We start from the raw sequence: 26233 nt of genomic DNA on the forward strand, positions 1-26233 counted from the left end.
GGGATTGGCATGGCTCGTCATCTGGTCATTGGAAATGGAAAAATGCTAGTCAATTTGGACAGTAACTGCTTTATTCGAGACGTTTATTTTCCATTCGTAGGACAGCTGAATCACGTCGGCGGACATTTATGCCGATTTGGTGTATGGTGCGATGGTGCGTTTGCGTGGCTGGACGACCCGGAATGGGTCATTGAGCTCGGTTACATTGAAGATTCACTCGTAACGAACGTAACGGCGCGTCACGATCGCCTGGGGCTGGAGCTGCAGCTGAATGACGGCATTCATCAACGGGAATGTATCTATATGAAACGTGTCGTTGTCCGGAATTTAGGCGATAACGAGAAAGAGGTCCGAGTATTTTTTCATCATGACCTTATGATCGATGGCAATGAGGTGGGGGATACGGCTGCCTTCTATCCCGCAAATCGCACCTTGTTTCATTACAAGCGCTCCTCCTACTTCATGTTTAATGGTAGGTCAGATGAAGGTGGGATTTACCAATTTTCTACAGGCATCAAGAGATTTCATTCTGCAGAGGGCACTTGGCGGGATGCCGAGGATGGGGAACTGATGGGGAATGCGATTTCCCAGGGGTCGGTTGATAGTACGATAAGCTTCCGCACTATAGTTCCTTCTGGCAACGAGAGGACGGTTTATTATTGGATGTCCGTCGGCACAGAGATGGAGGAGGTTAAACGTCTTGACCAGTATGTGCAGGAGAGTCATCCAGAGAAGCTTCTAAGTCGTATTGTCATTTACTGGAATCATTGGCTGACTCGGGTAGGGGATCGATTTGGTGATTTGCCTGAAAACGTGACAAAGCAATTAAAGCATAGCCTACTTATTGTTAGGACGCAGATTGATGAGCGCGGCGCAATTATGGCTGCGAATGATACTGATATTTTGCAATATAATCGAGATCATTACAGTTATATGTGGCCTCGAGACGGTGCGCTTATCGCCGATGCGATGTCCCTTGCTGGCTATCATGGCACAATCGCTCCTTTCTTCCACTTCTGTGGTCGCAATCTTTCTCCGGAAGGTTATTTACACCACAAGTACAATCCGGACGGTACAGTAGGCTCAAGCTGGCATCCTTATGTTGTACAAGGAGTGCCGCGCCTCCCGATACAAGAGGATGAAACGGCGTTAGTGCTTTATGCGCTGTGGAAAGACTATGCGCGCCACGGGGAAATCGAGCTTCCGCAAGCATTGTACAGCACGCTTATCCGCAAGGCCTCTGCATTCCTTTGTGATTATATGGAACCGGATTTAGGGCTTCCGAAGCCAAGCTATGATCTGTGGGAGGAACGGTATGGTATATGGACCTACACGGTAGCTTCAGTATATGGAGGCTTGATGGCAGCGGCCTATTTTGCCGATTTGTTTGGCGATTATGATCGCAGCGATCAATACCGTATTGTTGCTGAGCAGATTAAGCAAGGAATTGTGACGCACCTGTGGGACGAAGAAGCGGGGCGTTATGCCCGTGGCCTAGTGCTTCAAGATGGAAAATGGGTTAAAGACATGACGGTGGAAAGCAGTATGTTCGGGTTATTCGAATTTGGCGTATTTTCTGCAGAGGAAGAGAAGGTAGCGCGTACGATGCATGCGATATCAGAGAAGCTTCGTATTCATACGGAGGTTGGAGGTATTGCTAGATATACGAATGACTATTATTTCCGGCAATCCGATGATATCGAGAAGGTTCCGGGAAATCCGTGGATTATTTGTACGCTTTGGGTAGCTAACTTCCAGATCGAAACAGCCAAATCTCTGGAGGACTTAGCAGAACCGCGTAGAACACTTGAGAAAGTTACGACTTTTGCGCTCGCGGGTGGTAATCTTCCTGAGCAGGTGCATCCAGAAACGGGTGAGCCGTTATCTGTTGCCCCGTTAACCTGGTCACATGCAACCTATGTCTCAACGGTGTGCAAATATGTAAGGAAGCAGGAGCAGCTTGCTTCTTCCGCCTCAGGTAGTAAATGAACTTCTGGAGAAAAGTGATTTGGTATATGGATTGACGAAAAGGGAGCTGACGCGTTCAGCTCTTTTTTTTCGTTATTCATCTAATCGCTCGATACAAACGTGTGCAGCCATCCTGAGGAAGGCGAAGCTGTTTTAATTGGTCGATTCAGAAGGTGACGAAATGCGTTAATCCTTTCTAAATAGTGAATTTTTGCTACATAGTTGCAATTTTTTGTGAATGTTTGATACATTATGTATATATTCTGTGAATTACAATCGATCTGAATCAGGAGGATTTGTCTTTATGAGGAAATCGGACGTTCCCAAATTTGCCAAGCCAATAGTTGATCCGTTATTTTATGTGTTGTGCGGAACGTCTATATTGTGTGCTGCGCTCATATTAATTAGGGCATTTCAAATGGAGTATGTTCAATATGAATTTCTACTATGGAATCTATTTTTAGCGTGGTTGCCTTTACTTGTGTCTATGACTGCTCTCACGCTTATACGTTTAATAAGGGGGAAAGAACTAGTTGTAGGGCTTGTTATATGTGGTGTTGTATGGCTGGTTCTTTATCCTAATGCCCCATATCTAACTACGGATTTTATTCACCTTATTTTTAATCCTATTTATGAACAGTCCTATGAGCAAAGTCTGCTTCTGTGGTATGATTTGGTTTTGTTCTTTCTATTTTCTTGGTGCGGTTTATTGCTGGGATACCTTTCTATGCGGCATTTTCATTCCATTGTGAGTTATTATATTTCTGCGTGGTCAGGATGGGTTTTTGTTCTAGTTGTATCGTTCCTTGCGGGATTTGGGGTTTATTTGGGCAGAGCTTCGCGCTTTAATAGCTGGGATGTTCTGTTTAACCCATTTCGTCTTATTGAGGGCATTATAGAAGGGATCAACGCTCATGCAGCTATCTTCTCTATTTTGTTTGGAACGTTAATACTGATCGTCTATATTTCGTTGTTCATTTTGGGCAGGAATAGAGTGCGTGGATCGGAAGCTAAACATACTGGAATTTAGAATTAATGCTTATGGAACCATGCTTAATTAACCGCCGTATGAGATAATAGGCAATAGAGAGGAGTGTGACATATGAGTTTTTTCAAAAAGTTTACGGACACAGTAAGTAAAGGTGTAACGACAGCGACCGAAAAAGCGCAGCAAACGGTGGAAATTACGAGACTTAATGCACAAATTTCCGGTAAGCGCAAAGAGATAGACAAATTGTTCGCGAAAATTGGCGAATCTGTATATGAAGCTTATGTAGCACATGATTTGTCTCAAGCTGAAGTTAAGGTTATTCCTAATTGTGACGAGATTACAGCCATTCGAGTTGAAATTGAAGGTTTAAGTGCTCGTATTAAAGCAATCCGTAACGAAAAGGATTGCGTTTGCGGGAAAAGAGTTCCTGAGGATACACGCTTCTGCCCGTCCTGTGGTCACCAATTTCCGGAGCCTATTCCTCCTGAGCCGGAAGTGGTGGATCCAGAAGGGAGTGAGGGGTCTGCCGATGGTTCATCGGTTGATTCGTTGAAGAGCTTGCCAGACGGGTTGAGTGACTCCGAGTCGCTTGAAGAGGGAGCGCAGCCTTCATCACCTATAGACCAACGTCAGATTTGTAACAGCTGCGGCACACCGCTATACGCAGACAGTCACTTTTGTCCAGCCTGCGGACAATCTACGCGATAATGCCGAACAAAATGTAAGGGGGAGTCTTCGTTGACTTCCTCTTTTGCTTTGTTCAATGGTCGCTCCAAGTACCTTGTTTGGCTGCCTGGCGCACCCTACATTCCCCAAGTGTACCCTGCATCTACAAGTGCCGCCTTACGCTGCCACCGTACCTGACATCTCCAAGAGCCTTGTTCGACTGCTGATCGTACCCTTCATCCCCGAGTGACTTATTCCAATACCACGCCTTGCATCTCGAAGTACCTTGTTTGACTGCTAATCGTACCTTGCATCTCCAAGTAACTTAATTGACTGCCGATCTAACCTTGCATCTCGAAGTGACTTGATTGACTGCCGATTGTACCTTACACCTCCAAGTACCTTGGTCGACTGCCAATCGTACCTTGAGCCTCCAAGTACCTTGGTCGACTGCCAATCATACCATGTATCTCCAAGTACCTTATTCTATTGCATGTCGCACCCTACATCCCCAAGTGCCTTATTCGAATACCAATCGCGCCTTGCATCCCAGGTTCTGCATACTAAAGGCTATGAGTGTGTTTGGCTAAAGAATCGTATTGTGCTTATTACCGATAAAATGACTTCAAATTTGGTTTAACGAACTTCATTGGTGTTAATGTGTGAAATGTAGGTGGAATGGAGCTGTTTTGCTGACTATAAGATGTTTGGGGTTCGTTACAAAATAAAACCAGTACAATTTGGGAGAATAAGAGTTGCTCGGTTCGTTAGCCCTTCAACCCTGTCGCCAAGAGAGAAGTGCGATTAAAAACATCGTACTAGCGGCCCTCCGGCAATGATTTGAGTAACATTCCACTCAGAAGCTATGAATTATATCGCTAATGTGACTTCGACCCCGTCCTCAAGCAAGAAGTACGATTAAAAACATCGTACTAGCGGCCCTTCGGCAATCATTTGAGTAACATTCCTCCCAGAGGCGATGAAAAACATCGCTAATGTGGCTTCGAGCCCGTCCTCAAGCAAGAAGTACAATTAAAAACATCGTACTAGCGGCGCTCCGGCAATGATTTGAGTAACATTCCTCCCAAAAGCGATGAAAAACATCGCTAATGTCACATCAAGCCTGTCCCCAAGAGAGAAGTGCGATTAAAAACATCGTACTAGCGGCGCTCCGGCAATGATTTGAGTAACATTCCTCCCAGAAGCGATGAAAAACATCGCTAATGTCACATCAAGCCTGTCGCCGTGACTTCAAACTGCCCCAAGCGAGAAGGGGGACTAGAAACATTGTGGTTCGGTGGTAGGCGGTACTTTGGCGTTATAAAGTTTTTTAGGGTGCTTTCTTGCTAGTCTCACTTTAATTGCTACCCTCACACCCGCCTCAACCCTTGCGCCAACCCTAGCATCAATCCCTCAATTCATTTCAGTAATCCGAGTCCACTCCACAAATATGTCACCAAAAGTAACGTGTAACACAAGAAATGACGTCAGAAACCCAGCTTTCAATAAAAAACTTTAGCAACTACGTTAAATTCTAAAGACATTCGCCCTTATATGTAATATTATATTACATATAATTAATCAAATACCCTAATTAATAAAATACGTTACATTAGTTCACGTAATATCAAGAAGGGGGCTGCTTTATGGCTATGATGCCGCGTAATGAGATGCTTCTCGGGGCTCAAACGGAAGAAGAAAAATTCACGGTAAAAGATCTATTAGCTATTCCACTTCTAGAAGAAGCTAGGTTACTTGCAGGGCAAAAAAGCATTCTTCGATCAATTACCCGGGTAAGCATAATAGAAATTTCTGATGTGAATTCGGAGGTCAAGTCTGGAGAATTTGTGATGACCACTGCTTCTGCCTTCAAGGACGAGCCATGGCGTATGCGTCAATTCATTGTAGAGCTAGTTAAACGAGGCGTGGTCGCCCTCGGAATTACAACAAAGCGCTACTTTAATGAATTGCCTCCCGAGGCTGTAGCAGAGGCTGAGAAGCAAGGTCTACCGCTCATAGAGCTACAGAAAGAGGTCGTGCTTTCTGACTTAGTCAAAATCGTGATGGATAGAATACAGGCTTTGGAAACATCGCATTTAGTTATTTTACAAAATCGTATACAAAGCATGACCCGTTTACTGTTAGATGGAAGCGGACTATATGCATTATTGGACGCCATGGAAGATATGTTGGGCAATCCCGTAGCTGCAGTTCTTGAGAACGATAAGCCGTGGCTTTCCAAAGGTCTCAGGGGCGCAGAGCCTCTGGAGGTATGGCCGCTTCTTCAATCCTTGACTTTCAGGCAAGTGGGACGAATGTCTAGTGGTGGATTTACACTGCTGCAAAATACTTATCGAATCTATGTCAATCAGATACCCTCGAGAAGGAAGAGGCAAGCTTGTCTCGTGTTAATCGAGCGGAATTGCGATATACAGCCACTGGACACTCTAAGTCTGGATAGAATGTCACCGCTAGCAGGCTTGGAGCTGGCAAATGTAGAAGCTGTGCACGAGGTCGAAGGCAAATATTTAGATCAATTTCTGCAAGATTGGATGACCGGGAAAATCATATCTGAAGCAGACTGGAAGCTTAGAGCGGACGTCAGCGGATGCACGATATCGGAGGGGACTCCAATGTGCGCTATTCTGGTAGGGTGGAAAACACCTGAGCCAGCGGAAAAGCTGAAGGAAATCGCGAGACGCTTACGCTCCGAAAGGCTTCGTTCTGTGACCGGCATGCTTGCTGTACCAATCGGGGATGATCTGGCATTGGTGCTTCCATTAGGGAATTTGCCTCAAACGGGCCAAGAACGAGAGGAAGCCGCTATATCGCTAATAAACCGATTACTAGCTGAGCTTCGTACTGTACTCGGAGATCAAGAGCTGAGGCTCTTCGTTGGACGTATTATCGAACGCTCTAATGAATTGCAAGGCAGCTGGGCACAGGCTAAGCGGGCTAGGCAGGTGGCTGAGGTGTGCGGGCTATCCGGAGAGACGATAACTTACGATAGGCTTGGTGTCTATTCGATATTATATTTAATTCCTTCCGGTGTGGAAAGGGAGCAATTTCTAAGCCGATTTGCATTGCCGCTCCAACAAGCAGATCGTAAGGGTGGAGGACGTCTGATGGAGACGCTTGAGATGTTCTTTCGCTGCAATGGCAACATTAAACTGACTTCTGAAAAATTGTATGCCCACTATAATACCATCGTTTATCGACTGGAGAAGATTCAAGCGATATTAGGTGTCTCTCTTGACGATCCTGAAGAACGCTTGCAGCTTCACTTAGCTTTGAAAATAGGTCAGATCACACCGGGCGTGCCTGGCTAAAATCAAGTGGTATCAAAAAAGGGATTAAGCAGGTAAAGTCTGCTTAATCCCTTTCTATTACTGTCTTGCTAAACGGCATTACTTGGTGGGACTAATGATTGATTAGTAGCCAGCCCGAAGGATGATAACCAATAGAATGAAGAGAACTAATGCGAAAGCTGCTGCTCCCATGCCACCATGACCGTGTGTAGGACCGCATCCACAACCTGCTGCTGCACCTGCAACTGGATAACCCATTGTTGAAAACCTCCCGTATTCATGTGTTTGTGATGGCGAATCACAATGTCAGCATATGGTGGGGGACACATAGAATCCTGTACGTTTGTACCGGGAGTACGAATAAACCTTATTTTTCAGCTACTGTCCAGGTTTTTGGATCATTATATTGTCGAATGTGTTTTATTCTTGATATGGCTTGCAGTGGACCTCCGCAGCCTACACGAAGAATGGAGGAGGCGGACACACCAAGCGTCCTAACTTCTCCAACATGGATATTCGAAAGTGGGCATTCGCTATTAAAAGCTACCGAGTTACAGGGCTGCAAAGTTAATTTAGGTCGAGTGAAGATCGAATAAGAAGCGAAGCGGAATTCATCATTTTGAAAATCAGGTATGGCTCTTTGTACGGCTAATGCTTTTGAGGTTAGAGATACTTCACAGGTGTCACCAAGCTGAACAATACCAGAGGTACTAACCGTATTGACGAATAGGCATCGCAATGTCGTTCTTCTGCATGTAAGGCTCATTCTATGTCGTCCTCTGGAGGTGCAGGTAGTGGAGCTATCGGACCAACGATGACAGATTCTGGCGGCGTATCAAAATAGGAGTATAGCGTCAATGACTCCGTATCACCCAGTAGAAGGGCGGATGAGCTGGATACTCCAAGAAGGCAAATGGAGCCTACGTTAACGGGCCCGTTGGTAACATTTAGATTAATCTGGTTGCTCATGCTGTTGTTGGACCTTCCTTCTGTGATTGCTGCTGTTTACTTAAATAATTGGAGAACGCATTCTTAATATCTCTTTTTGTCTTTTCCTTAATTGAATTTTGCCACTTCATTTGGTCTTCAGTGGAGCCGCTGGAGGGGTACGGGGTTGTTTTGGCATAATAACGTACGCGGTCATTTACTTGCCTCTTAACATCATCTACGACAGTTTGGCGATGGTTGTCATCAAGAGATACTCCGGATTGTGTTTCCAAATCGATAAGGTCGTTCTTAGAGCTCGTGCTCATGTAAGTGGAAATATCATTTTGTAGACCACCTACAAGAACTTCATTTTCGTCTATTGGATCAGAATTAACTTTCCAGCAAGTAGGGTCTGGTGCTTCGAAGGACTCAATTCCATTAATGCCTTGAGGAGATAATCCTACGTTCAAGGTGCCTTCCAAACGAGTAACCTTTAACTGGTCAAAATGATATTCAATATGAAGAGGTTGTTTATTTTTTTCGTCCAGTTGTTTTTGTAGGTTTGCAAGCTGCTCTGCCATTTGCTGGAGCTTTTGCTCCGATTGGTAGAGTCGCTGAGCCCATCCTGCCCAATCAGGGACGTTGGGGGCAGGAGTTTGATAGACACCATTCCAAATATAAGGCTGCTGTTGCATCGGTGTCCCCTCTTTCATCTAGGATTTGGAAGCGGTACAAGTGACAATGCCGAATTAGCCTCTGACAGCTCGTTAATCTGGGGGGCTGGCCCTGTGAAGCCGCCGGTATTGCCAAGCTGTGATAAAGACTGAATGCTGCCTGCGCTGCCGATTTGTAGGACGGAGGAGTTGGTTACGCCATCTACCCGAAGCTGACCTATTGTTATTGTTTGATGAATGGTCCAATTCATTAAACAACCCCCTGATTGCCTATATTATTGTCTGATGAATCTTGTACATCCTCGTCATTCGTGTTCGTTGCGCTGACTGCGTTGTTACTCCGGGATAGATCTCCCGTTATGAAGGAACCAGAACCGGCATATGTTTTGGAATTGCTCGCTGGAGAGATTTGAATCGCGTCCCCGAATTGAACGACGCCGCTACCGCCAACGCTAAGGATTTTAACATTGCCAATAATGCATGGCATAAGCAGACGACTCCTTCGCTTAGGGTCTTGCAACAGTGTATGAAGGCGCTCGCCCATAGGTTCATCATAGGGGTAAGAGACATGCATTCGCACAGGTAGAAGGGTCCGCACATATGTTGGAGGAAAAGTTATTGGGCTGTGAATATATATTTGAGTTCAAACGGGAGGAATAGATCGTGAGCTCCTTTTTCGATAGCGGGCCGCTTCCGGATTGGAAGGAAATCCAAGAGTGGCTAGGTAAGGACATCCCTTGGAAGCTAGCAGAGAAGTGGGATCAGGGGGACGAGGGTAACTCTAATTGGTTAAACCATTATGTAAAAAATATTTTGCAAAAATCAAAGCAGGAAGCAAAAGTGAAATCACAGAGCTCAATTAGAATGGAAACAAAGCAGGAAGCAAAATACGTTAACGTGACCATCCACCTCACTCCAGAGGTACAGCTAAATCGCTTACGAATCTATGCGACTACAGATCGCCTAAAGCTAGCGGGGCTTCCCGACGATATGAAGCAGTCTATACGATTCCCTTGCTTGGTTTTTCCCCGCACTGGCAGGGCTGTTATGAAAAAAGATCAGCTGCACATTCGATTTCGCCGAAGACCTGCAGAAAAGTCTGAATATGAATTGTTTATCGATTCGTAAATCAGTATAATGCTAATAAGAAGCAACGAATCGGATCAGATGATGGTTGCAAGGCTTTAAGGGGGCATTTACAGTGGATTTGGTTAATGTTTCGGAAGTATCGCCCGGTCTCTTTATTACTGGGATCGTTTTTATTATGTTAGTGGGCTCTTTCTTGAGCTTAGGTGTGCTACGCTTCTTTCAACTGAAGAAACGTCAAGGCTTTATTTACATGGGATCATCGGTACTTTCATTAGTTGCCATGATTGTTATCGTCAGCACCTGGTTCTCGGAATAAAGGGGGAGCATTGGAAGGAAACGCGAGGGGCTAATCTTAAGATCAGGTGATCTTTGGAAGCCTCTTTTTGTTGTAAAACCTTCTGAATCGCAGAAAAAGGCCACCCCCAGTAGCCAATTGCTCTCTAGGGGACAGCCTTCTTCTCCACAACTGTTAGCTATCGGATTATTTCCGTTTTTTTCTCACGTTTGAAGTTCGAACCTCGTTGCCTTGTTCTCCCGACCATGAGTCTCCGCAGAATACATCTTTAACCGTACAGGTTGTTACGTGATGATAAACGGGCACACAGTGGTGTCGTCTAATCACTTCAATTTGTTGAACAACCTCGACGTGTTGGGGATGGTAGTAATCTTCATAAATGGCTTGTGGCGGATCAAAAACAGTTTTGGCACAGCATTTTTTATTTTCCGACAAGCTAATCAATCTCCTTTCGTGGGGTGTTGTACATTATACGGTTCAGGCTTCTATTTGAACTGATCAAAGGCCTATCGGGCTCGCCCACATCCATGTTAAGGTTTGACGAAAAGGCTCATTTCCTGCATAGTAAAAGGATAAACGCCGTTACAGGAGGGTATCTTTTGGGAACGACTGAAGATATTATGCAGCGAATGTCGCGGAAAGGGCTCAGGATTACGGAGCAGCGACGGACAATGGTCAAATTGTTTGACAGTGCTTCTGGCTTCCTGACACCCAAGGAAGTGTATGAGCATATGCAGAGGGTATATCCGGGATTAAGCTTCGATACGGTTTATCGCAATCTTCGCTTATTGCTTGATATGGATGTCGTCGAGCAGGTGATGTTCGAGGATGGCGTGAAGTTTAAGCTAAGCTGTGAGGAGCTTCATCACCATCATCATATGATTTGCTTGCAATGTGAGAAAACGTTGCCGATTCACTTCTGCCCGATGTCGGAAACCGATGTTCCGGGTGATTTCAAGGTTGTTAAGCATAAATTTGAAGTGTTCGGCTATTGCGGAGATTGCAAGGATGCCTCAACGATAGCTGCGTCCTCACAGGGTGTCTAATGCGAATCGCTCGCCGAACGTTACAAGCGCCGATCCGTTTTTATCGGAAATTCATATCACCGTTAACACCGCCGTCCTGTCGTTTTCTACCCACTTGCTCGGAATATGCGCTTGAGGCAATCGAGGTCCATGGGGCAGTGAAGGGCTCATACTTGGCGGTTAGAAGAATTGGCAAATGTCATCCTTTTCATCGTGGAGGATACGATCCCGTTCCCCCTCCGAAGGCTGAGAAATGAGTATAAAGGGCAATCTTACTTGACACGGATAAAGCAAGTCGGTTATATTTTGGCGAATAGTACAAATCAAGCTTTTCCGTTGAAGGGATAAGTACAAAGATTCACCCTATTGCAGAGAGCCGGATGAGCTGAGAACCGGTATAGGGCAGCTTTGGAAAATGGTCCTGGAGGAATTGTCTTCAAGCATGCTGGGAAGGTAGCAGAATCAGCTTTCCAAGCTGTAAGAGGATGACGCGTGTCCAGCGTTATGGACGATTCTTAATGAGCCTTCGTCGTGTTAATATAGCGAGGGAAAATTGGGTGGTACCACGTGAGTAACAACTCTCGTCCCATACGGACGGGAGTTTTTTGTCTTTAAAAAGCTTAAGGAGATGGATACGATGACGGAAGCGAACAAATCATTTTACATTACGACACCGATTTATTACCCAAGTGACAAGCTACATATCGGTCATGCTTATACGACTGTTGCTGGGGATGCGATGGCTCGTTACAAGCGTCTGCGCGGGTACAATGTGCGCTATTTAACGGGAACGGATGAGCATGGACAGAAGATCGAGCGCAAAGCTGAGGAAGCAGGCAAAACACCGCAGCAATTCGTGGACGATATCGTTGTAGGTATTAAAGAATTGTGGAGCAAGCTGGAAATTACTAATGATGACTTCATTCGCACAACAGAGCCTCGCCACACGAAGGTTGTCCAAGGCATTTTTACGAAGCTGTTAGAGCAAGGGGATATTTACAAAGGTGAGTACGAAGGCTGGTACAGCATATCGGATGAAACCTTCTACACGGAAACACAGCTGACAGATATTGTGCGCAACGAGAACGGTGACGTTATTGGGGGGAAAAGTCCTGATAGCGGGCATCCGGTAGAGCTTGTCAAAGAAGAGTCCTATTTCTTCCGAATGAGTAAATATGCAGACAGATTGCTTGCTTACTATGAAGAGAACCCTGATTTCATTCAGCCAGAATCACGCAAGACGGAAATGATCAACAATTTTATTAAGCCAGGCCTTGAAGATCTGGCTGTTTCCCGCACAACCTTTAGTTGGGGGGTTCCTGTTCCGGGTGATCCTAAGCATGTTATTTACGTATGGATCGATGCGCTTTCTAACTATATAACGGCACTCGGATATGGCACAGACTCGGATGAGCTTTTCCGTCAGTACTGGCCGGCCAGCGTGCATCTGATGAGCAAAGAGATTGTGCGGTTCCATACGATCTATTGGCCGATTATGATGATGGCGCTTGATCTTCCAGTGCCAGAGAAGGTATTCGCACATGGATGGCTTCTGATGAAGGACGGCAAGATGTCCAAATCTAAAGGCAATGTTGTTGATCCGGTTAAGCTTATCGAGCATTTCGGATTGGATGCTGTTCGTTATTACTTGCTTCGTGAAGTGCCGTTTGGTGCGGATGGTGCATTCACCCCGGAAGGCTTCGTAGAACGGATTAACTACGATCTTGCTAATGATCTTGGTAATCTACTCAATCGTACGATTGCAATGATTGACAAGTACTTTGATGGTGTTCTTCCGAATTTCGAGTTGGGGATTACAGAGTTTGATGGAGAGCTCGAGCAAACGGCACTCTCAACTATTGAGAAGGTAGAAGAGTCACTTGAGAAAATGGAGTTTTCTGTTGCGCTCAGCGCGATATGGACGCTCGTTGGCCGCACAAACAAGTATATTGACGAGACGAAGCCTTGGACGCTTGCTAAGGAAGAGTCTAGCAAACCAGCTTTGGCTTCCGTAATGGGGCATTTGGCAGAAAGCTTGAGGATCGTCTCTATTCTGATTCAACCTTTCCTAACCCACACTCCGGGTCTTATCTGGACACAGCTGGGGCTTGAAAAGGGTGAGTTAACGGCATGGGATAGCTTACATGAATTCGGAAATAAACTTGCTGGAACGAAGGTTAGCAAGGGTGATCCGATATTCCCTCGTTTGGACTTGGCGGAAGAGGCGTCTTGGATCGTTGGTATGATGTCCGGTGGATCAGTAGCTGCGGCACCAGCCGTTGAAGCTGGCGCGGATACAGCGGCTGAGGCTGGAGTGGCAGGGAATGCGGATGACAATGCAGCGGGCAATGATAAAGCCTTGGAGCCTACGCCTGATCTAGCACCGGAAATTAGTATCGACGATTTCATGAAGGTGGAGCTGCGTGTAGCACAGGTTATTGCCTGTGAACCGATTCCTAAGGCCGACAAGCTGCTTAAGCTGCAGCTCGATCTTGGCTTTGAAGTGAGACAGGTCGTATCAGGCATTGCTAAGTTTTATAAGCCAGAAGAGTTGATCGGTCGCAAGGTGATTTGCGTCACGAATCTTAAGCCGGTAAAGCTGCGTGGAGAAATGTCCAAAGGTATGATACTCGCCGCATCGCAAGGGGATCAATTAACTTTAGCAACTGTTCCAGAAGGTATGCCTAATGGCGCATTGGTGAAATAATTAGTAGTACTACTATGAAGGACTGGGCAGGTATTTTCCTCCCCAGTCCTTTTTCTAATGGATAGCTACTCAAAACCACGCCACTTAATCTGCCCCCCTAACCGCTCTGCATTTGAGTAACCGAATCTTTAAGCCCTCTTAGTAGCCCTCAGTGCGTTAATCGTGCGAGAACGAGAAAAAGGGTTAGCTTAGTAGCCGTGAGTGCGTTAATTGTGCGAGAACGAGAAAAAGAAGCTAGCTTAGTAGCCCTCAGTGCGTTAATTGTGCGAGAACGAAGAAAAGGGGTTAGCTTAGTAGCCCTCAGTGCGTTGATCGTGCGAGAACGAGAAAAAGAGGCGAGCTTAGTAGCCCTCAGTGCGTTAATTATGAGAGAACGAGAAAAAGAAGCTAGCTTAGTAGCCCTCAGTGCGTTAATCGCGCGAGAACGAGAAAAAGAGACTGGCTTAGAAGCCGTGAGTGCGCTAATGGCGACTTGAGAGCTGGAGGTCTGTTGACAGAGTAAGAGGAGGGGGCTATAATCGTGGTTGTTAATAAAAATGTTTACGATTAAGGGGAAAAAGATGAGTATCATAAAGAAATTACTTTTAATAGCATTAAGTGCATGTGTGCTAATTGTAGCGACGGGCTGCGGGAAGAATGACCAAATGGCGCAGGTGGAAGGGAAAATTAATGTTTTGACGAGCTTTTATCCTTTGTACTATTTTGCAAAAGAAATAGGTGGAGATAGAGCGAATGTAGTCAATCTAGTAGCTGCCGGTGTGGAGCCTCATGAATGGACGCCGAAAAGCCGAGATTTGGATGCTGTCTCCAAGGCACAAATATTTCTATACAATGGCGCGGGTTTAGAGGGATGGGTAAAAGGTTTTCTAAATGGTTTAGGCTCCGACAGTAAGGTGTTGACGGTAGAAGCGAGTCATGGGATCAAGCTGATTTCAGGTAATCCTGAGAAAGATTCGGAGGAAGATTCCGGAGAAGATCATACTGCAGATGAACAGCACAGTCATTCTGATGGTGACGTTGATCCCCATACTTGGGTTAGCCCCCGATCGGCGATGGTAATGGCTGCTAACATTCGTGATGCTTTTGTAAAAACAGATCCTGAGCATAAAGCAGAGTATGAGACGCGGTATGAGAGTATTAAAGATAGGCTTGGACAGCTAGACGCTAAATTCACGGTGCAATTATCTGTATATAAGAGACGGGATATTGTTGTATCGCATCAAGCATTCGGTTATTTGTGCCGGGACTATAATTTGAATCAGATTGCTATTATGGGCCTCTCGCCAGATGCAGAGCCGAGAGCGCAGGACTTGCTGAATATTGCACGTTTCGTTAAGGAAAACGACATTCCTTATATTTTTTTCGAGGAGCTCGTTTCTGAGCAACTGGCTCAAACGCTAGCCAGAGAGGCTAAAGTAGATACATTAGTGCTCAATCCATTGGAAGGTTTAACCCCCGAGCAGGACAAGGCTGGAGAAAACTATATCACTTTGATGGAAAAAAACCTGCAAAACTTGCAGAAGGCTTTACAGTGAACTAACATAGAAGAATTGGGACTAACGGCAGCTTAACGAAGAGGAGGATCCCTCCATGAACGGAAATGAAATATTGCAGCAACCAAGCTGTCATCAAGAAATTATTAGATTGGACAACGTTTCCTTTGCCCACGATTCTCAGGTTATTCTTTCGGATGTGTCCTTTAGAATTATGGAGAGAGATTTCGTTGGGTTAATCGGCTCCAATGGGGCAGGGAAAACGACATTGCTGCGAATGATTGTCGGCTTAACCCGTCCACAGAAGGGCTCTATCTCCTTGTTCGGCGAGACTGCTGGGCAATTCAAGGATTGGAATAAGATCGGATATGTACCGCAAAAAAACCACTTCAATCCGTTGTTTCCAGCAACAGTGAGGGAAGTTGTTTTATCGGGATTATATGGTCGCAAAAAGCTATTCAGAAGGATTTCCAAAGAGGATATTAGTCGTTGTGAGGACGCATTAGGCGCGCTTAAAATACAGGATCTTCGAGACAAAAAAATCGGTGCCTTATCAGGCGGTCAGCAGCAACGGGTGTTCCTAGCACGCGCGTTAATCAACAATCCGAAGCTGCTGATTCTGGATGAACCTCTATCCGGTATTGATGTCGAGACACAGCAGAGCTTTTTCCACTTAATCAAGCATATGCATCAACGTCATAATATTACGTTCCTAATGGTTTCCCATGACTTGGATATGGTACGCTCCTACTTGGGTCAAGAGCCTAAAGAAACATGCGGCAAGCTTTCCTTCTACGTTCGTCATTCTCATGACTTGGATGACTGCGATGGTACGGATTTGCTGCATTCCCTGCGGAAAGAAGGTTAATTAAGCTTGGATATTTTAACGGCAGAGTTTTTCCAGAGGGCATTGATCGGGGGAGCTCTCATTGCAATAACAGGTCCTTTAATGGGACTTTTTCTAGTACTTAGAAGGCTTGCTATGATTGGTGATACTCTTGCCCACGTTAGCATTGCAGGAGTTGCGCTAGGCTTTGTTATTAATGTGTACCCGATAGCGGTCGGACTTGTATTCGCCATTCTAGCGTCCTTCGCAATCGAAGTATTACGTCGAACCTATCGTACTTACGCTGAGCTTTCAATCGCAATTATTATGTCTGGCGGTATTGCTTTAGCTTCGTTACTGTTTACGATGGGCAAAAGCTTCAAATACAACGTAAACTCATATTTATTCGGAAGCATCTACACACTGGATCAAACAGATGTAGCTGTAATTGCAGGAGTAACTGTCATCGTATTAGCAATGGTGCTTATACATAAGAAAGAGCTTTTCCTACTTACGTTTGATGAAGAAGCGGCAGCAGTTAGCGGTTTGCCTGTTAGATATTTTAATATTATGCTTAGTATTCTAACGGCGCTAGTCATTAGTGTATCTATCAAAATTGTAGGAGCCTTGCTTGTTTCCTCCTTGCTTACTATCCCGGCCGCATGCAGCCTGGTGCTTTCACGAAGCTTCAAGCAATCCATTATCCTTGTCGTTATTATCGGGGAAGTGGCTGTGCTTGCTGGCTTATGCATGGCAGGAGTTTGGAATTTAGCACCTGGTGGTACGATTGTATTATTGTTAATCTGCATCCTAATTGTATCCATCCTAATGACGAAAATTAGGCGGGCATAGTCCGCAGAAGGAGGCTGTCATGGCAGATGTTAACATAGGAATCGCTTTTGCAGCGGGACTAGCTTCATTTATTTCTCCCTGCTGTTTGCCTTTATATCCAGCCTATCTATCCTATATTACAGGCGTTTCTGTCAATCAAATCAAGACGGACACGAGCAAAAGTATGCGGTTTAAGACAATGAGCCATACTTTCTTTTTTATTCTTGGCTTCTCAGCTGTTTTCTTTGCACTTGGTTATGGTTCTAACGTCTTCGCGGACGTGTTCCGTGATTATCAAGATACGATTCGTAAAATATCTGCGATATTCATCGTCTTAATGGGCTTATTTCTCATGGGAATTTTTCAACCGCAAATTCTGATGAAGGATCGCAAATTGAATATGAAATGGAAGCCTGCCGGATACCTGGGCTCCTTCGTATTTGGAATAGGCTTCTCGGCAGGCTGGTCTCCTTGTATAGGGCCTATCTTAGGCTCGATATTGCTGCTTGCTGCTAGCAACCAAGGAACATGGGCTGGTCTAACAGTGGCGTATTCACTCGGGTTTGCGGTTCCGTTCTTCATCCTTGCTTTTTTCCTTGGTACTGCCCGCTGGATATTAAAATATTCTAACATCATGATGAAAATAGGCGGTGTCATGATGATTCTAATGGGCATCCTGTTGTTTACCGACAGAATGACCTCAATCACCATTTGGCTGCAAGGAATTACACCAGCTTGGTTGGGTTAAGCCATATTTAGGCCATATAAGGGTTATGTGAAATATTCTATCCTTGATTCTGGAAAATGGGTAAAGATGCGCTCTGTGATGAACTCTCGGAGCGCTTCTGCTTGCTCATCGGGGTATACATATTTATGCTGCCCCCAGCGGCCCCACTTTTTCTTTCGTTTTTCTTCTTCCATTTCCAGCTTTGACTTCGGGTATCTCTTCTCGATAATGGTTTTCGCGGTTTTCGTGAACCTATGCTGAATTAATTCAAATGTTAAGTCTCGAGTAGCCTCAGCGGGTAGCTCGGCAGCTAGCTTTTTCAGAAGCTCACCATAGCCCTCCTGCCAGCCGTCATACCAAATGATTGGAGCTATAATAAAGCCTAGGGGATAGCCGGCTCGTCCTATTTTCCCAGCTGCTTCTATTCGTTCGTGAAATCGTGATGTCGCCGGTTCGAAATTTTTGATTACATAATCTGCATTAACGCTGAACCGAATTCGTGTATTTCCATTATGGCGAAGAGGAAGAAGGGAATCGACATGGTGGAACTTGGTTACAAAACGAAGCCTGCCAAGAGGCTGATCCGCCATAAATGTAATTGCATCGGCCAAGGAGCCTGTGAGGTGCTCAAGACCGATTGGATCTGATGTGCATGCAGCTTCAAAACGTGTGATTTCCGGAGAACGCTCGTCAATATATTTGCGTGCTGCATCTAGAATATCATCGATATTTACATAAACTCGGATATAGGGCTTAGCCCCTAACGTAGTTTGGAGATAGCAATAATGGCAGTGACCCATGCAGCCTGTTGCAAGCGGCATCGCATATTCAGCGGAAGGCTTGGACGTGTCGAACTTCAATGTTTTGCGAATGCCTACGACGAGAGTTCGTTTGGAGATTTTGTACTGCTCAAGCTCGGTGTCACCTGGAAGATTCGTAATTCGGTTATGTGATGTCGTCATCTGGTAAGGAACATTTCGTTCCTTAACCCACTCAAGGATACGCTGTCCCTTAGGGTAATCTAAAGCTGCGGGCTCAAAGTATACAAGCTCTGGTACGAACAAAGAAGTTGCACGGGGAGAAGTTTTTTGAATAATTGTAGTCATATTTAAGATTAGGCCTCCTTCACATATTTCTAAACAATGACAAGCTTAGATTAGACTATTATGTGATTTTGAGCGGGTTACGATTCTTTTCGACACTTCGGGACTTGCCCCGCCCCCTAAACGAGGTGTATGATATTCAAGGAAAGGGGGACTTGCGTTGCCAACCCCAAGTATGGAAGATTATTTGGAACGAATCTATCGGTTGATTGACGAGAAGGGCTATGCCCGGGTCTCTGATATTGCCGAAGGGCTGGAAGTGCATCCCTCATCGGTTACTAAGATGATTCAGAAGCTGGATAAGGACAATTATTTAATTTATGAAAAATATCGTGGACTTGTCTTAACGAACAAGGGGAAGAAGATGGGCAAACGGCTCGTAGACCGTCATCTTCTGCTCGAATCCTTCTTAACCATGATTGGGGTTCAGGAAGACAAGATTTATGGGGATGTGGAAGGCATAGAGCATCATCTAAGCTGGGATTCCATAACCTGTATCGAAACGCTTGTAGAGTACTTCAACCGCGACCCATCTCGGCGTGAAGAACTAATGAAGGTACGCTCCGACCTAGACAATGAGTAATGTTGAAGTGTATTAAATTGGTGATGAATTGAAAAAGCTGCTCCTGCGGATATCTTCGTGGGAGTAGCTTTTTGCTTTAAAGTATTAGAGATGCTGAGTAGCGCATATGGATGGTTAGCAAGAGTGGATGTAAAGCCAATCCACAATGCGGAGGTGATACTCATGCAGACGACATCTGTGAATGCTGTGTTCGAGGGTGGAGGAGTTAAAGGAATCTCGCTTACGGGTGCGGTACGGGCGGCTGAGCTATGCGGAATCGACTTCCATCAGGTTGCCGGAACGTCCTCGGGAAGTATCGTTGCCGCACTTCTAGCAGCCGGGTATACAGCTTTGGAGATGAAGGAAGCTATTGAGAGTATGCCTTTTCGGCGCTTGTTGAAAAGAAACCCTATTTTTAATACGAAATTCATCGGTCCAGCCGTTCGTTTGTTTTTGTGTAAGGGTTTATATTCAGGTGATGCCCTAGAGCAATGGGTGGAAGATTTGCTGAAAGCAAAGCAAGTCAAAAACTTCGGGGATTTGCCGCCTGGGAAGCTTAGGATTATTGCCTCAGATATTACGAACGGAAGGCTGCTTGTATTGCCTCAGGATATATCTCAATATGGGATATCGCCCCAGCAATTATCGATTGCAAGAGCCGTTCGCATGAGCACGAGTATTCCTTACTTTTTCGATCCCGTTATTTTCAAACAGCCGCTTAAAGAGCGCAAGAAAAACGTGGTGAAAACGAAGTTTTCCTATGTTGTAGATGGAGGGTTATTAAGTAATTTCCCACTGTGGCTGTTCGAGGACGATGTGCTTGCCGGAGAGCCTGTTCCTATTATTGGATTTCAGATGGTTGGACGGTCGGAAGCTCACCCTCATCAGATAATAGGGCCAATATCTATGTTTCAGGCGATGTTCGACACCATGCTCAGCGCGCACGATGAGCGATATATTGAGAAGCATAATATCATTCGTACGATTAAGATCCCAGCTCTTGGAGTGAGTAGCACGGAGTTTAATTTAACTCATCAGAAGAGTGCTGAGCTGTACGCATCGGGACTTTCAGCAGGGGAAAAGTTTTTTCAAAGCTGGAACCGAAAGCAGGGAAATGTAAAGATAACGATTGCCAACAACACCAAAGCCAAAGAAAATGAATGAAATAATAGAAAAGCCGCCATATGACAGGGAGGTGTTATAACCCTGTAAATGGCGGCTTTATTCATTGTTAGTGATAACGAGGAGGTTCATCCTCTTTGTTCTTGCGGCCCTCTATGACGGTAAATGGGGATGTGCGACGTTTGTCAGCCTTAGCAGCTGTGCGACGAAAATCTGGTCGAGGACCGCGTCCTTGCGTGCGCCCGCGACTGGGTGGATTTCTCCATCTTGTCGGTGGGAACTTATACAGCAGGAATACAATCGAGACTAGCACGACAGGGATGAGCCAAGACTCTGTAGACCTCTGAGCAAAGCTAGAAACTAAGCCAATGCCCATAAAAACAAGCACAACGATAAACCAAGGCTGGATTCGGGTTCTCATTCGTTTCCTCCTCCGAACGATTTACTGTTCAAGCGTAAATCTAATTCTGTTTCGTCATTTTACAGCGACTGAGCTGCAGCAACATTACCAGTACTAGCATGCCCATCTAATTCTCTCATGCGATTAAACGAAGCGATGGATACAGCTACTTGATCATCGTTAGGCTCTTTGGTCGTTAACAGCTGCAGCCATAAACCAGGAGCTCCAAGCCACTTCAGCACAGGAATGTCACGAAGTGCATTCGTCCATCTTAGTACTTCGTAGGAGACACCTAATACGACTGGTAACAGAATAATCCGTTGAACAATTCTTTCTCCCATCGTATCCCACGTGAAGAACGAATAAATGACGATGCCCACTAGCACAGTGAAAATAATGAAGCTACTACCGCATCTGTAGTGGAGTCTGCTGAACTTCTGAACTTCAGCAACTGTTAAATTCGAACCTGCTTCAAAGGCGCTAATAACTTTGTGTTCTGCACCATGGTATTGAAAAAGTCTCTTTATTATCGGTGTTTGAGAAATGAAGAAGAGATAAATAAGCAGAAACACAATTTTTATGACGCCTTCAAGTAGGTTGTGCAATATCTTATTCTCGAAAGCATGGCCAAAGATCCATCCTTCGACGAAAGCGGGAACTAAAGTGAAAATAAGTTTTCCTACGACGAAGGACAGGATGCCCACGAGTGCAACGCCCAAGATCATCGTCAGATTCCAGCGTTCCTTCTCTTTAGGCTTTTCAACTTTCTCCGTTTTGTCGGATTCGTCTTCAGCGTACGCTTCAGCGGAATAGGTTAAATGCTGAGACCCCTTTGCAGCGGATTCGACGATGCCTACAATTCCTCTTATGAACGGAATTTTTTTGATTTTGGTTAAGAAGTTGTTCGGTTTCTTAGGAACCTCTAAAAAGGTAATTTGTTGGTCCTTACGGCGAACCGCAGTAACATGAACGTGTTTGCCCGCGAACATAACGCCTTCTATTACAGCCTGCCCGCCATAAATTGCGGTTGATTTATCAGACACAATCGGCCACCTACTTTGCTTGAAACTCTGGGTGTATATGAATACCGCCCAAGTACTCCTATTTTACTAGATTGAGGGGTAGAAAGCCACAAGGAAAGGATGATGATGTCGGATTAAGATTAGTTTACACTTCTTGCGGTTATACTAAACAGCAGTTTTTCCTAAACAGGATAAGGATGGATGATTTGATATGGCAGCTACTGAGATGCGTTCCAAGGGACAAGGAAAAGACAGCAACAGCCCAAAGCCAACGAATTTTTATTTGTTTAGTATGAAGATCGGATTTTTTGCAGGGTTTATTTGGGGGCTTGTACGCTGGCTTTCAGTGGGTTTAAATTTCACGAAAGTATCTCAGGCGTTCCTGCTCGATCCTTTCGTCTCCAGAAAGCTATTGAATGGTTGGGGCTGGGGTGTTGCGGGCTTGGCGGCGTTCATAATAATGTCCGTTATAGCGGCATTACTGTATGTATTACTATTAGGTCGTTTGCAGGGGCCGTGGCCTGGACTTATGTTTGGTGCTGTATGGTGGGGACTATTATATGCTTGGGCGGGTCCGGCAGTAGGCGCTGTTCCACCCTTGCGTGAGATCGGCTGGAATAGCATTGTGATTGATTTTTGTTTATTCATCGTGTGGGGGACTTTTATTGGATTTAGCATTGCCTTCGAGCTTCATAACGAAGCGGAGAGCGAGCCTGCCAACAAAACTGAGCAAGGATCGCCGCAAGCTACTTCATAATTACCGCATTCCATGTAATTTCTCCATTTAGTCGCAATCAATCGTTTTCTTGAATGCCCCGTATATGTTACAATGTCTGATGAACTTTATTGGTGGTCATGCCGACTTTGGCTGCATCGTAAAGCAGTTGGAAGCGGGAGGAGAGAAAAGGAATGCTTAGTATTTTGGTCGTTAACGGACCGAACCTTAATATGCTCGGAGTCCGTGAACCAGGAATCTATGGTGTAGTTACTCTGGCGGAAATCGAAACCAGGTTAAACATTCTAGCCGATTCGCTCGGTGCCAAGCTGCACTTCTTTCAGTCCAATCATGAAGGTTTCCTGTTGGATGAAATTCATGCTGCTTATGGGAAGCATGACGGGATTCTTATTAACCCGGGGGCATTAACACATACGAGCTATGCTTTGCGTGATGGGTTGTCGACCGTAGGGCTTCCAGTCGTAGAGGTACATATTTCGAATATTCATAAAAGAGAAGAGTTTCGTCATACTTCAGTTACGGCTGCGGTTGCAGTAGGGCAAATTACCGGATTCGGGCCTGATAGCTATGACTTGGGCCTACAAGCACTATGTCGCCACATCCAATCTAACAGCTAAGAGATACAATTAAGCATATGAATAAGGCGAAAACGCGAGAGTGAGGAATTGTCCATGCCCAACAGTCGTGTAACCCGTTTGCGGGAGCTTCTGAGTCAATCAGAAGGAAAAGCTTTATTGGTTACGAATGCTGTTAATCGTCATTATTTGACTGGATTTACTGGGTCCTCCGGTGTTGTTCTGATTACGAAGGATAAAGCAGCTCTTCTGACCGATTTTCGCTACAGAGAGCAGGCTCCTAAGCAGGCTCAAGGGTTTCAGATCGTAGAGCACGGCTCAGACGTTAATGCGACAGTTGCCGAGCTACTTAAGCAATGGGGCGCTGATGTCCTATTGTTCGAAGAACGTGATGTCACTTTTGCCGCATATAGAGCTTTGGAGCAGGCGTTAAGTCCCGTTAAGCTGTTAACCTCAGAGGGAATTGTGGAAAAGCTGCGGCTCATTAAGGATGAGAGCGAAATTGCAATCATTCAAGAGGCTGCTGATTTAGCTGACAGGGCTTTTGATCATATTTTAGGATTTATTAAACCCGGAATATCAGAAAAAGCAGTTGCTCTTGAGCTTGAAGTTTTCATGCGCTCTCAAGGTGCAACAAGCTCATCCTTCGAGACAATTGTAGCTTCTGGAGAACGTTCAGCACTTCCACACGGGATTGCCAGCGATCGGATTATTGGGCGAGATGAATTCGTTAAGCTCGATTATGGAGCTTACTACAAGGGATATTGCTCAGATATTACACGAACAGTAGTCGTGGGCAAGCCTAGCGACAAGCATCGTGAAATTTATGAGATCGTTAAGGAAGCCCAGCAATATGCTCTTGACCATTTGGTGCCTGGAATGACAGGTAAAGAGGGCGATGCCTTGACGAGGGATATCATCACAAGGTATGGTTATGGTGAATATTTCGGCCATGGGACGGGACACGGACTCGGGATGGAAATTCATGAGGCGCCTCGGCTGTCTGTATCAGGCGATACCGTTCTAGCTCCCGGAATGACGGTAACGGTTGAGCCCGGTATCTATCTCCCCGGTTTTGGTGGAGTAAGAATTGAGGACGACATCGTTATTACCGACAAGGGGATTCGTATATTTACGAAATCTCCCAAGCATTTAATTGTATTGGACTAATTATGGAGCAATGTCTCTACAGGAGGAAATCAATTGATTTCAGTAAACGAATTTAAGACAGGCTTGACGATCGAAGTGGAAGGCGTACTTTACAACGTGCTTGACTTCCAACATGTTAAACCAGGTAAAGGCGCTGCATTCGTGCGCTCTAAGCTTAAGAACCTTCGCAATGGTAACGTAGTAGAGAAAACGTTCCGTGCAGGCGAGAACGTAGTGCGGGCTCACGTCGAGAACCGTGCCGTTCAATACCTTTACAATTCGGGTGCTGATTACACGTTCATGGACAATGAGACATTTGACCAATTCGAATTGACTAAGAGTCAATTGGAATGGGAAATTAACTTCTTGACTGAGAACATGACTGTTAATATCGCTAGCTACAATGGAGATATGATCGGTATCACGATTCCGAATAGCGTTGATCTTAAAGTTGTTGAAGCAGAGCCGGGAATTAAAGGAAGCACAGCTACAGGCGCAACGAAATCCGCTAAGCTTGAAACAGGCTTCTCTGTTCAAGTTCCGTTGTTCATCAACGAAGGCGATGTACTGTCCATCGATACTCGCGAAGGCAAATACATCTCACGCGCGTAGTCTGTATTTAGCGAAAAATCCCGTCTCTCGCAAAATACTGCGGGAACGGGTTTTTTTATGTATTTTGGGCCATAGTACGTGTGCTATAATATAATGCTGTATGCAGGTGTTTTTAATTAGTTATTCAGAAAACATTAAAATGCCGTATGACTTGGGGAGTGACTACCGGTGTCTTTAATAGTAATGAAGTTCGGCGGAAGTTCAGTCGGTACCACAGAACGAATGGACCGGGTGGCGCAGCGCATCATAGAGAAAAAACTACAGGGCGACAGTGTCGTCGTTGTTGTTTCTGCTATGGGGGATACGACGGATGAGCTGATTGACAAGGCAAGTGCGATAAATGAAAATCCGCCTGCCCGTGAGATGGATATGCTACTGAGTACAGGGGAGCAGATTTCCGTTGCTCTATTGTCCATGGCGATCCATAAGCTTGGACATGAGGCAAGGTCTTATACGGGCTGGCAAGCAGGAATCGTTACAGAAGAGCTGCATGCTAAGGCCAAAATAAGTGATATCGATCCTGCTCGGCTATTTGCTTCCCTTGATGCAGGTAACATTGTAATTGTTGCTGGCTTCCAAGGAATGACGGCGGATGGAGAAATTACGACGCTTGGTCGTGGTGGCTCTGATACGACTGCAGTAGCACTTGCAGCAGCGATCAAAGCAGACGTGTGTGAAATTTATACCGATGTTGATGGCATTTATTCTACCGATCCACGCGTTGTCGTGTGCGCAAGAAAGCTAAATGTCATTTCTTATGATGAAATGTTGGAGCTAGCTCATTTAGGTGCAGCCGTGCTTCATCCACGTGCAGTTGAATACGCTAAGCATTACAATGTTAATTTAGTAGTTCGTTCGAGCTTTACGCACAATGAAGGCACGTTGGTGAGGGAGGACGCAGAAATGGAACAGGGCATTGTCGTAAGAGGAATAGCTGTTGATAAAAATGTAGTTCGTATTAGCGTGCTGGGAGTAGAAGATGTTCCGGGCGTGCTTGCCAAGATGTTCGGCGCTCTGGCGAGTAATGGCATTGATGTAGATATTATCGTTCAAAGCGGAGTGCAGGATGGCAAAGCGGACTTTTCATTTACGGTTTCCTTGTCGGATCGTGGTCGTGCGATTGAAGTTCTATCCAGCATAAAGGCAGAGGTTCCATATCGTGAAGCTACTTACGAGGAAAACCTTGCGAAGGTGTCGATCGTAGGAGCGGGTATGGTATCGAATCCTGGCGTTGCTGCGACAATGTTCGAAGCGATTTCTAGCGTAGGTGTGAGCATTAATATGGTTAGCACTTCGGAAATTAGGCTTTCTTGCGTTATTTCTGCAGAGCCGGTTAAAGAAGTTGTTCGTGCGCTTCACACAGCTTACGGGTTGGATACAACCGAAACGGCTTTCGTAGGCGGACCTAAGGATCGTCGTTAAGCT

General features: G+C 45.4%; 31 protein-coding genes and 1 other annotated feature. Of the genes, 21 read left to right on the plus strand and 10 right to left on the minus strand.

Features of this window, described 5'->3' with window-relative positions:
* Positions 1-9: 9 nt before the first annotated feature.
* From KCTCHS21_RS11995 to KCTCHS21_RS12010, 4 genes are all read left to right on the plus strand, one after another.
* Positions 10-1989 (plus strand): glycoside hydrolase family 15 protein, encoded by a 1980-nt coding sequence (locus KCTCHS21_RS11995; RefSeq protein WP_130608099.1) that lies wholly within the window; start codon positions 10-12, stop codon positions 1987-1989.
* A gap of 283 nt (positions 1990-2272) precedes the next feature.
* Positions 2273-2998, plus strand: coding sequence for a DUF1361 domain-containing protein (locus KCTCHS21_RS12000; protein ID WP_157994025.1), 726 nt, complete (start codon positions 2273-2275; stop codon positions 2996-2998).
* A 72-nt stretch (positions 2999-3070) separates the two neighbouring features.
* A complete protein-coding gene (locus KCTCHS21_RS12005) occupies positions 3071-3667 on the plus strand; it encodes a zinc-ribbon domain-containing protein (RefSeq protein ID WP_130608105.1) in 597 nt (198 codons plus the stop codon).
* A 1604-nt stretch (positions 3668-5271) separates the two neighbouring features.
* Positions 5272-6954 carry a PucR family transcriptional regulator gene (locus KCTCHS21_RS12010; protein WP_130608108.1) on the plus strand — a complete coding sequence of 561 codons (1683 nt, stop codon included), beginning with the start codon at positions 5272-5274 and terminating at the stop codon, positions 6952-6954.
* A gap of 102 nt (positions 6955-7056) precedes the next feature.
* On the opposite strand, the gene KCTCHS21_RS12015 is transcribed toward KCTCHS21_RS12010, so the two are convergent.
* The 6 genes from KCTCHS21_RS12015 to KCTCHS21_RS12040 all read right to left on the minus strand — a co-directional run bounded on the left by KCTCHS21_RS12015 (position 7057) and on the right by KCTCHS21_RS12040 (position 9021).
* Positions 7057-7191, minus strand: coding sequence for an MYXO-CTERM sorting domain-containing protein (locus tag KCTCHS21_RS12015; protein WP_130608111.1), 135 nt, complete (start codon positions 7189-7191; stop codon positions 7057-7059).
* A gap of 109 nt (positions 7192-7300) precedes the next feature.
* On the minus strand, positions 7301-7699 hold the full coding sequence (locus tag KCTCHS21_RS12020) for a spore germination protein GerPE (RefSeq protein ID WP_130608115.1): 399 nt from the start codon (positions 7697-7699) through the stop codon (positions 7301-7303).
* Entirely contained in the window at positions 7696-7902 is a 207-nt protein-coding gene (locus KCTCHS21_RS12025; protein WP_130608118.1) for a spore gernimation protein GerPD, read from the minus strand. The genes KCTCHS21_RS12020 and KCTCHS21_RS12025 overlap by 4 nt, the downstream gene beginning before the upstream one ends.
* Positions 7899-8555, minus strand: coding sequence for a spore germination protein GerPC (gene gerPC / locus KCTCHS21_RS12030; protein ID WP_157994026.1), 657 nt, complete (start codon positions 8553-8555; stop codon positions 7899-7901). The genes KCTCHS21_RS12025 and gerPC overlap by 4 nt, the downstream gene beginning before the upstream one ends.
* A 14-nt stretch (positions 8556-8569) precedes the next feature.
* Positions 8570-8785, minus strand: coding sequence for a spore germination protein GerPB (locus tag KCTCHS21_RS12035; protein ID WP_130608125.1), 216 nt, complete (start codon positions 8783-8785; stop codon positions 8570-8572).
* Positions 8785-9021, minus strand: coding sequence for a spore germination protein (locus KCTCHS21_RS12040; protein ID WP_130608128.1), 237 nt, complete (start codon positions 9019-9021; stop codon positions 8785-8787). Before KCTCHS21_RS12040 ends, KCTCHS21_RS12035 begins: the two co-directional genes overlap by 1 nt.
* A gap of 176 nt (positions 9022-9197) precedes the next feature.
* Between KCTCHS21_RS12040 and KCTCHS21_RS12045 the strand changes: the two genes are divergently transcribed.
* Both KCTCHS21_RS12045 and KCTCHS21_RS12050 read left to right on the plus strand, forming a co-directional pair.
* A complete protein-coding gene (locus KCTCHS21_RS12045; protein ID WP_130608131.1) occupies positions 9198-9662 on the plus strand; it encodes a hypothetical protein in 465 nt (154 codons plus the stop codon).
* A 73-nt stretch (positions 9663-9735) separates the two neighbouring features.
* Positions 9736-9939 (plus strand): hypothetical protein, encoded by a 204-nt coding sequence (locus KCTCHS21_RS12050; RefSeq protein ID WP_130608134.1) that lies wholly within the window; start codon positions 9736-9738, stop codon positions 9937-9939.
* A 165-nt stretch (positions 9940-10104) separates the two neighbouring features.
* Here KCTCHS21_RS12050 and KCTCHS21_RS12055 read toward each other — a convergent pair whose 3' ends face one another.
* Positions 10105-10353: a hypothetical protein gene (locus KCTCHS21_RS12055; RefSeq protein WP_179952673.1), complete on the minus strand. Its 249-nt coding sequence runs from the start codon at positions 10351-10353 to the stop codon at positions 10105-10107.
* 164 nt (positions 10354-10517) lie between these two features.
* Between KCTCHS21_RS12055 and KCTCHS21_RS12060 the strand changes: the two genes are divergently transcribed.
* The 8 genes from KCTCHS21_RS12060 (at position 10518) to KCTCHS21_RS12095 (ending at position 17548) form a co-directional block, all read left to right on the plus strand.
* On the plus strand, positions 10518-10964 hold the full coding sequence (locus KCTCHS21_RS12060; protein WP_130608137.1) for a Fur family transcriptional regulator: 447 nt from the start codon (positions 10518-10520) through the stop codon (positions 10962-10964).
* Positions 10964-11200 carry a membrane protein insertion efficiency factor YidD gene (yidD, locus tag KCTCHS21_RS12065; RefSeq protein WP_130608140.1) on the plus strand — a complete coding sequence of 79 codons (237 nt, stop codon included), beginning with the start codon at positions 10964-10966 and terminating at the stop codon, positions 11198-11200. The genes KCTCHS21_RS12060 and yidD overlap by 1 nt, the downstream gene beginning before the upstream one ends.
* 70 nt (positions 11201-11270) lie before the next feature.
* Positions 11271-11535: a binding site (T-box leader), on the plus strand.
* Positions 11536-11580: 45 nt separating this feature from the next.
* A complete protein-coding gene (gene metG / locus KCTCHS21_RS12070; RefSeq protein WP_130616471.1) occupies positions 11581-13650 on the plus strand; it encodes a methionine--tRNA ligase in 2070 nt (689 codons plus the stop codon).
* 197 nt (positions 13651-13847) lie between these two features.
* Positions 13848-14126 (plus strand): hypothetical protein, encoded by a 279-nt coding sequence (locus tag KCTCHS21_RS12075; RefSeq protein ID WP_130608143.1) that lies wholly within the window; start codon positions 13848-13850, stop codon positions 14124-14126.
* A gap of 60 nt (positions 14127-14186) precedes the next feature.
* Positions 14187-15185: a metal ABC transporter substrate-binding protein gene (locus tag KCTCHS21_RS12080; protein ID WP_232058170.1), complete on the plus strand. Its 999-nt coding sequence runs from the start codon at positions 14187-14189 to the stop codon at positions 15183-15185.
* Between the two features lie 55 nt (positions 15186-15240).
* A complete protein-coding gene (locus KCTCHS21_RS12085; protein WP_130608149.1) occupies positions 15241-16011 on the plus strand; it encodes a metal ABC transporter ATP-binding protein in 771 nt (256 codons plus the stop codon).
* A gap of 6 nt (positions 16012-16017) precedes the next feature.
* Positions 16018-16821: a metal ABC transporter permease gene (locus KCTCHS21_RS12090; RefSeq protein ID WP_130608152.1), complete on the plus strand. Its 804-nt coding sequence runs from the start codon at positions 16018-16020 to the stop codon at positions 16819-16821.
* A gap of 19 nt (positions 16822-16840) precedes the next feature.
* Positions 16841-17548, plus strand: a complete 708-nt coding sequence (locus KCTCHS21_RS12095) for a cytochrome c biogenesis CcdA family protein (RefSeq protein ID WP_130608155.1) — start codon at positions 16841-16843, stop codon at positions 17546-17548.
* A 23-nt stretch (positions 17549-17571) separates the two neighbouring features.
* Here the strand turns inward: KCTCHS21_RS12095 and splB are convergent, their stop codons facing one another.
* Positions 17572-18633, minus strand: coding sequence for a spore photoproduct lyase (gene splB, locus KCTCHS21_RS12100; RefSeq protein WP_130608158.1), 1062 nt, complete (start codon positions 18631-18633; stop codon positions 17572-17574).
* 157 nt (positions 18634-18790) lie between these two features.
* Between splB and mntR the strand changes: the two genes are divergently transcribed.
* Both mntR and KCTCHS21_RS12110 read left to right on the plus strand, forming a co-directional pair.
* A complete protein-coding gene (mntR, locus tag KCTCHS21_RS12105; RefSeq protein WP_130608161.1) occupies positions 18791-19213 on the plus strand; it encodes a transcriptional regulator MntR in 423 nt (140 codons plus the stop codon).
* Between the two features lie 162 nt (positions 19214-19375).
* Entirely contained in the window at positions 19376-20356 is a 981-nt protein-coding gene (locus KCTCHS21_RS12110) for a patatin-like phospholipase family protein (protein ID WP_130608164.1), read from the plus strand.
* Between the two features lie 67 nt (positions 20357-20423).
* Here the strand turns inward: KCTCHS21_RS12110 and KCTCHS21_RS12115 are convergent, their stop codons facing one another.
* Complete coding sequence (locus tag KCTCHS21_RS12115) at positions 20424-20735, minus strand: hypothetical protein (protein WP_130608168.1); 312 nt, start codon at positions 20733-20735, stop codon at positions 20424-20426.
* Positions 20736-20794: 59 nt separating this feature from the next.
* Positions 20795-21757 (minus strand): DUF1385 domain-containing protein, encoded by a 963-nt coding sequence (locus tag KCTCHS21_RS12120; protein ID WP_130608171.1) that lies wholly within the window; start codon positions 21755-21757, stop codon positions 20795-20797.
* A 190-nt stretch (positions 21758-21947) separates the two neighbouring features.
* On the opposite strand from KCTCHS21_RS12120, the gene KCTCHS21_RS12125 reads away from it, so the two are divergent.
* From KCTCHS21_RS12125 to KCTCHS21_RS12145, 5 genes are all read left to right on the plus strand, one after another.
* Positions 21948-22493, plus strand: coding sequence for a YqhR family membrane protein (locus KCTCHS21_RS12125; RefSeq protein WP_130608174.1), 546 nt, complete (start codon positions 21948-21950; stop codon positions 22491-22493).
* Between the two features lie 152 nt (positions 22494-22645).
* Positions 22646-23089: a type II 3-dehydroquinate dehydratase gene (aroQ, locus tag KCTCHS21_RS12130; protein ID WP_130608177.1), complete on the plus strand. Its 444-nt coding sequence runs from the start codon at positions 22646-22648 to the stop codon at positions 23087-23089.
* Positions 23090-23143: 54 nt separating this feature from the next.
* Entirely contained in the window at positions 23144-24217 is a 1074-nt protein-coding gene (locus KCTCHS21_RS12135) for a M24 family metallopeptidase (protein ID WP_130608180.1), read from the plus strand.
* A 33-nt stretch (positions 24218-24250) separates the two neighbouring features.
* On the plus strand, positions 24251-24808 hold the full coding sequence (efp, locus tag KCTCHS21_RS12140; RefSeq protein ID WP_130608183.1) for an elongation factor P: 558 nt from the start codon (positions 24251-24253) through the stop codon (positions 24806-24808).
* A gap of 168 nt (positions 24809-24976) precedes the next feature.
* Positions 24977-26230, plus strand: a complete 1254-nt coding sequence (locus KCTCHS21_RS12145; RefSeq protein WP_130608185.1) for an aspartate kinase — start codon at positions 24977-24979, stop codon at positions 26228-26230.
* Positions 26231-26233: the final 3 nt, after the last annotated feature.

Source organism: Cohnella abietis, from assembly GCF_004295585.1.
Taxonomy (GTDB): Bacteria; Bacillota; Bacilli; order Paenibacillales; family Paenibacillaceae; genus Cohnella; species Cohnella abietis.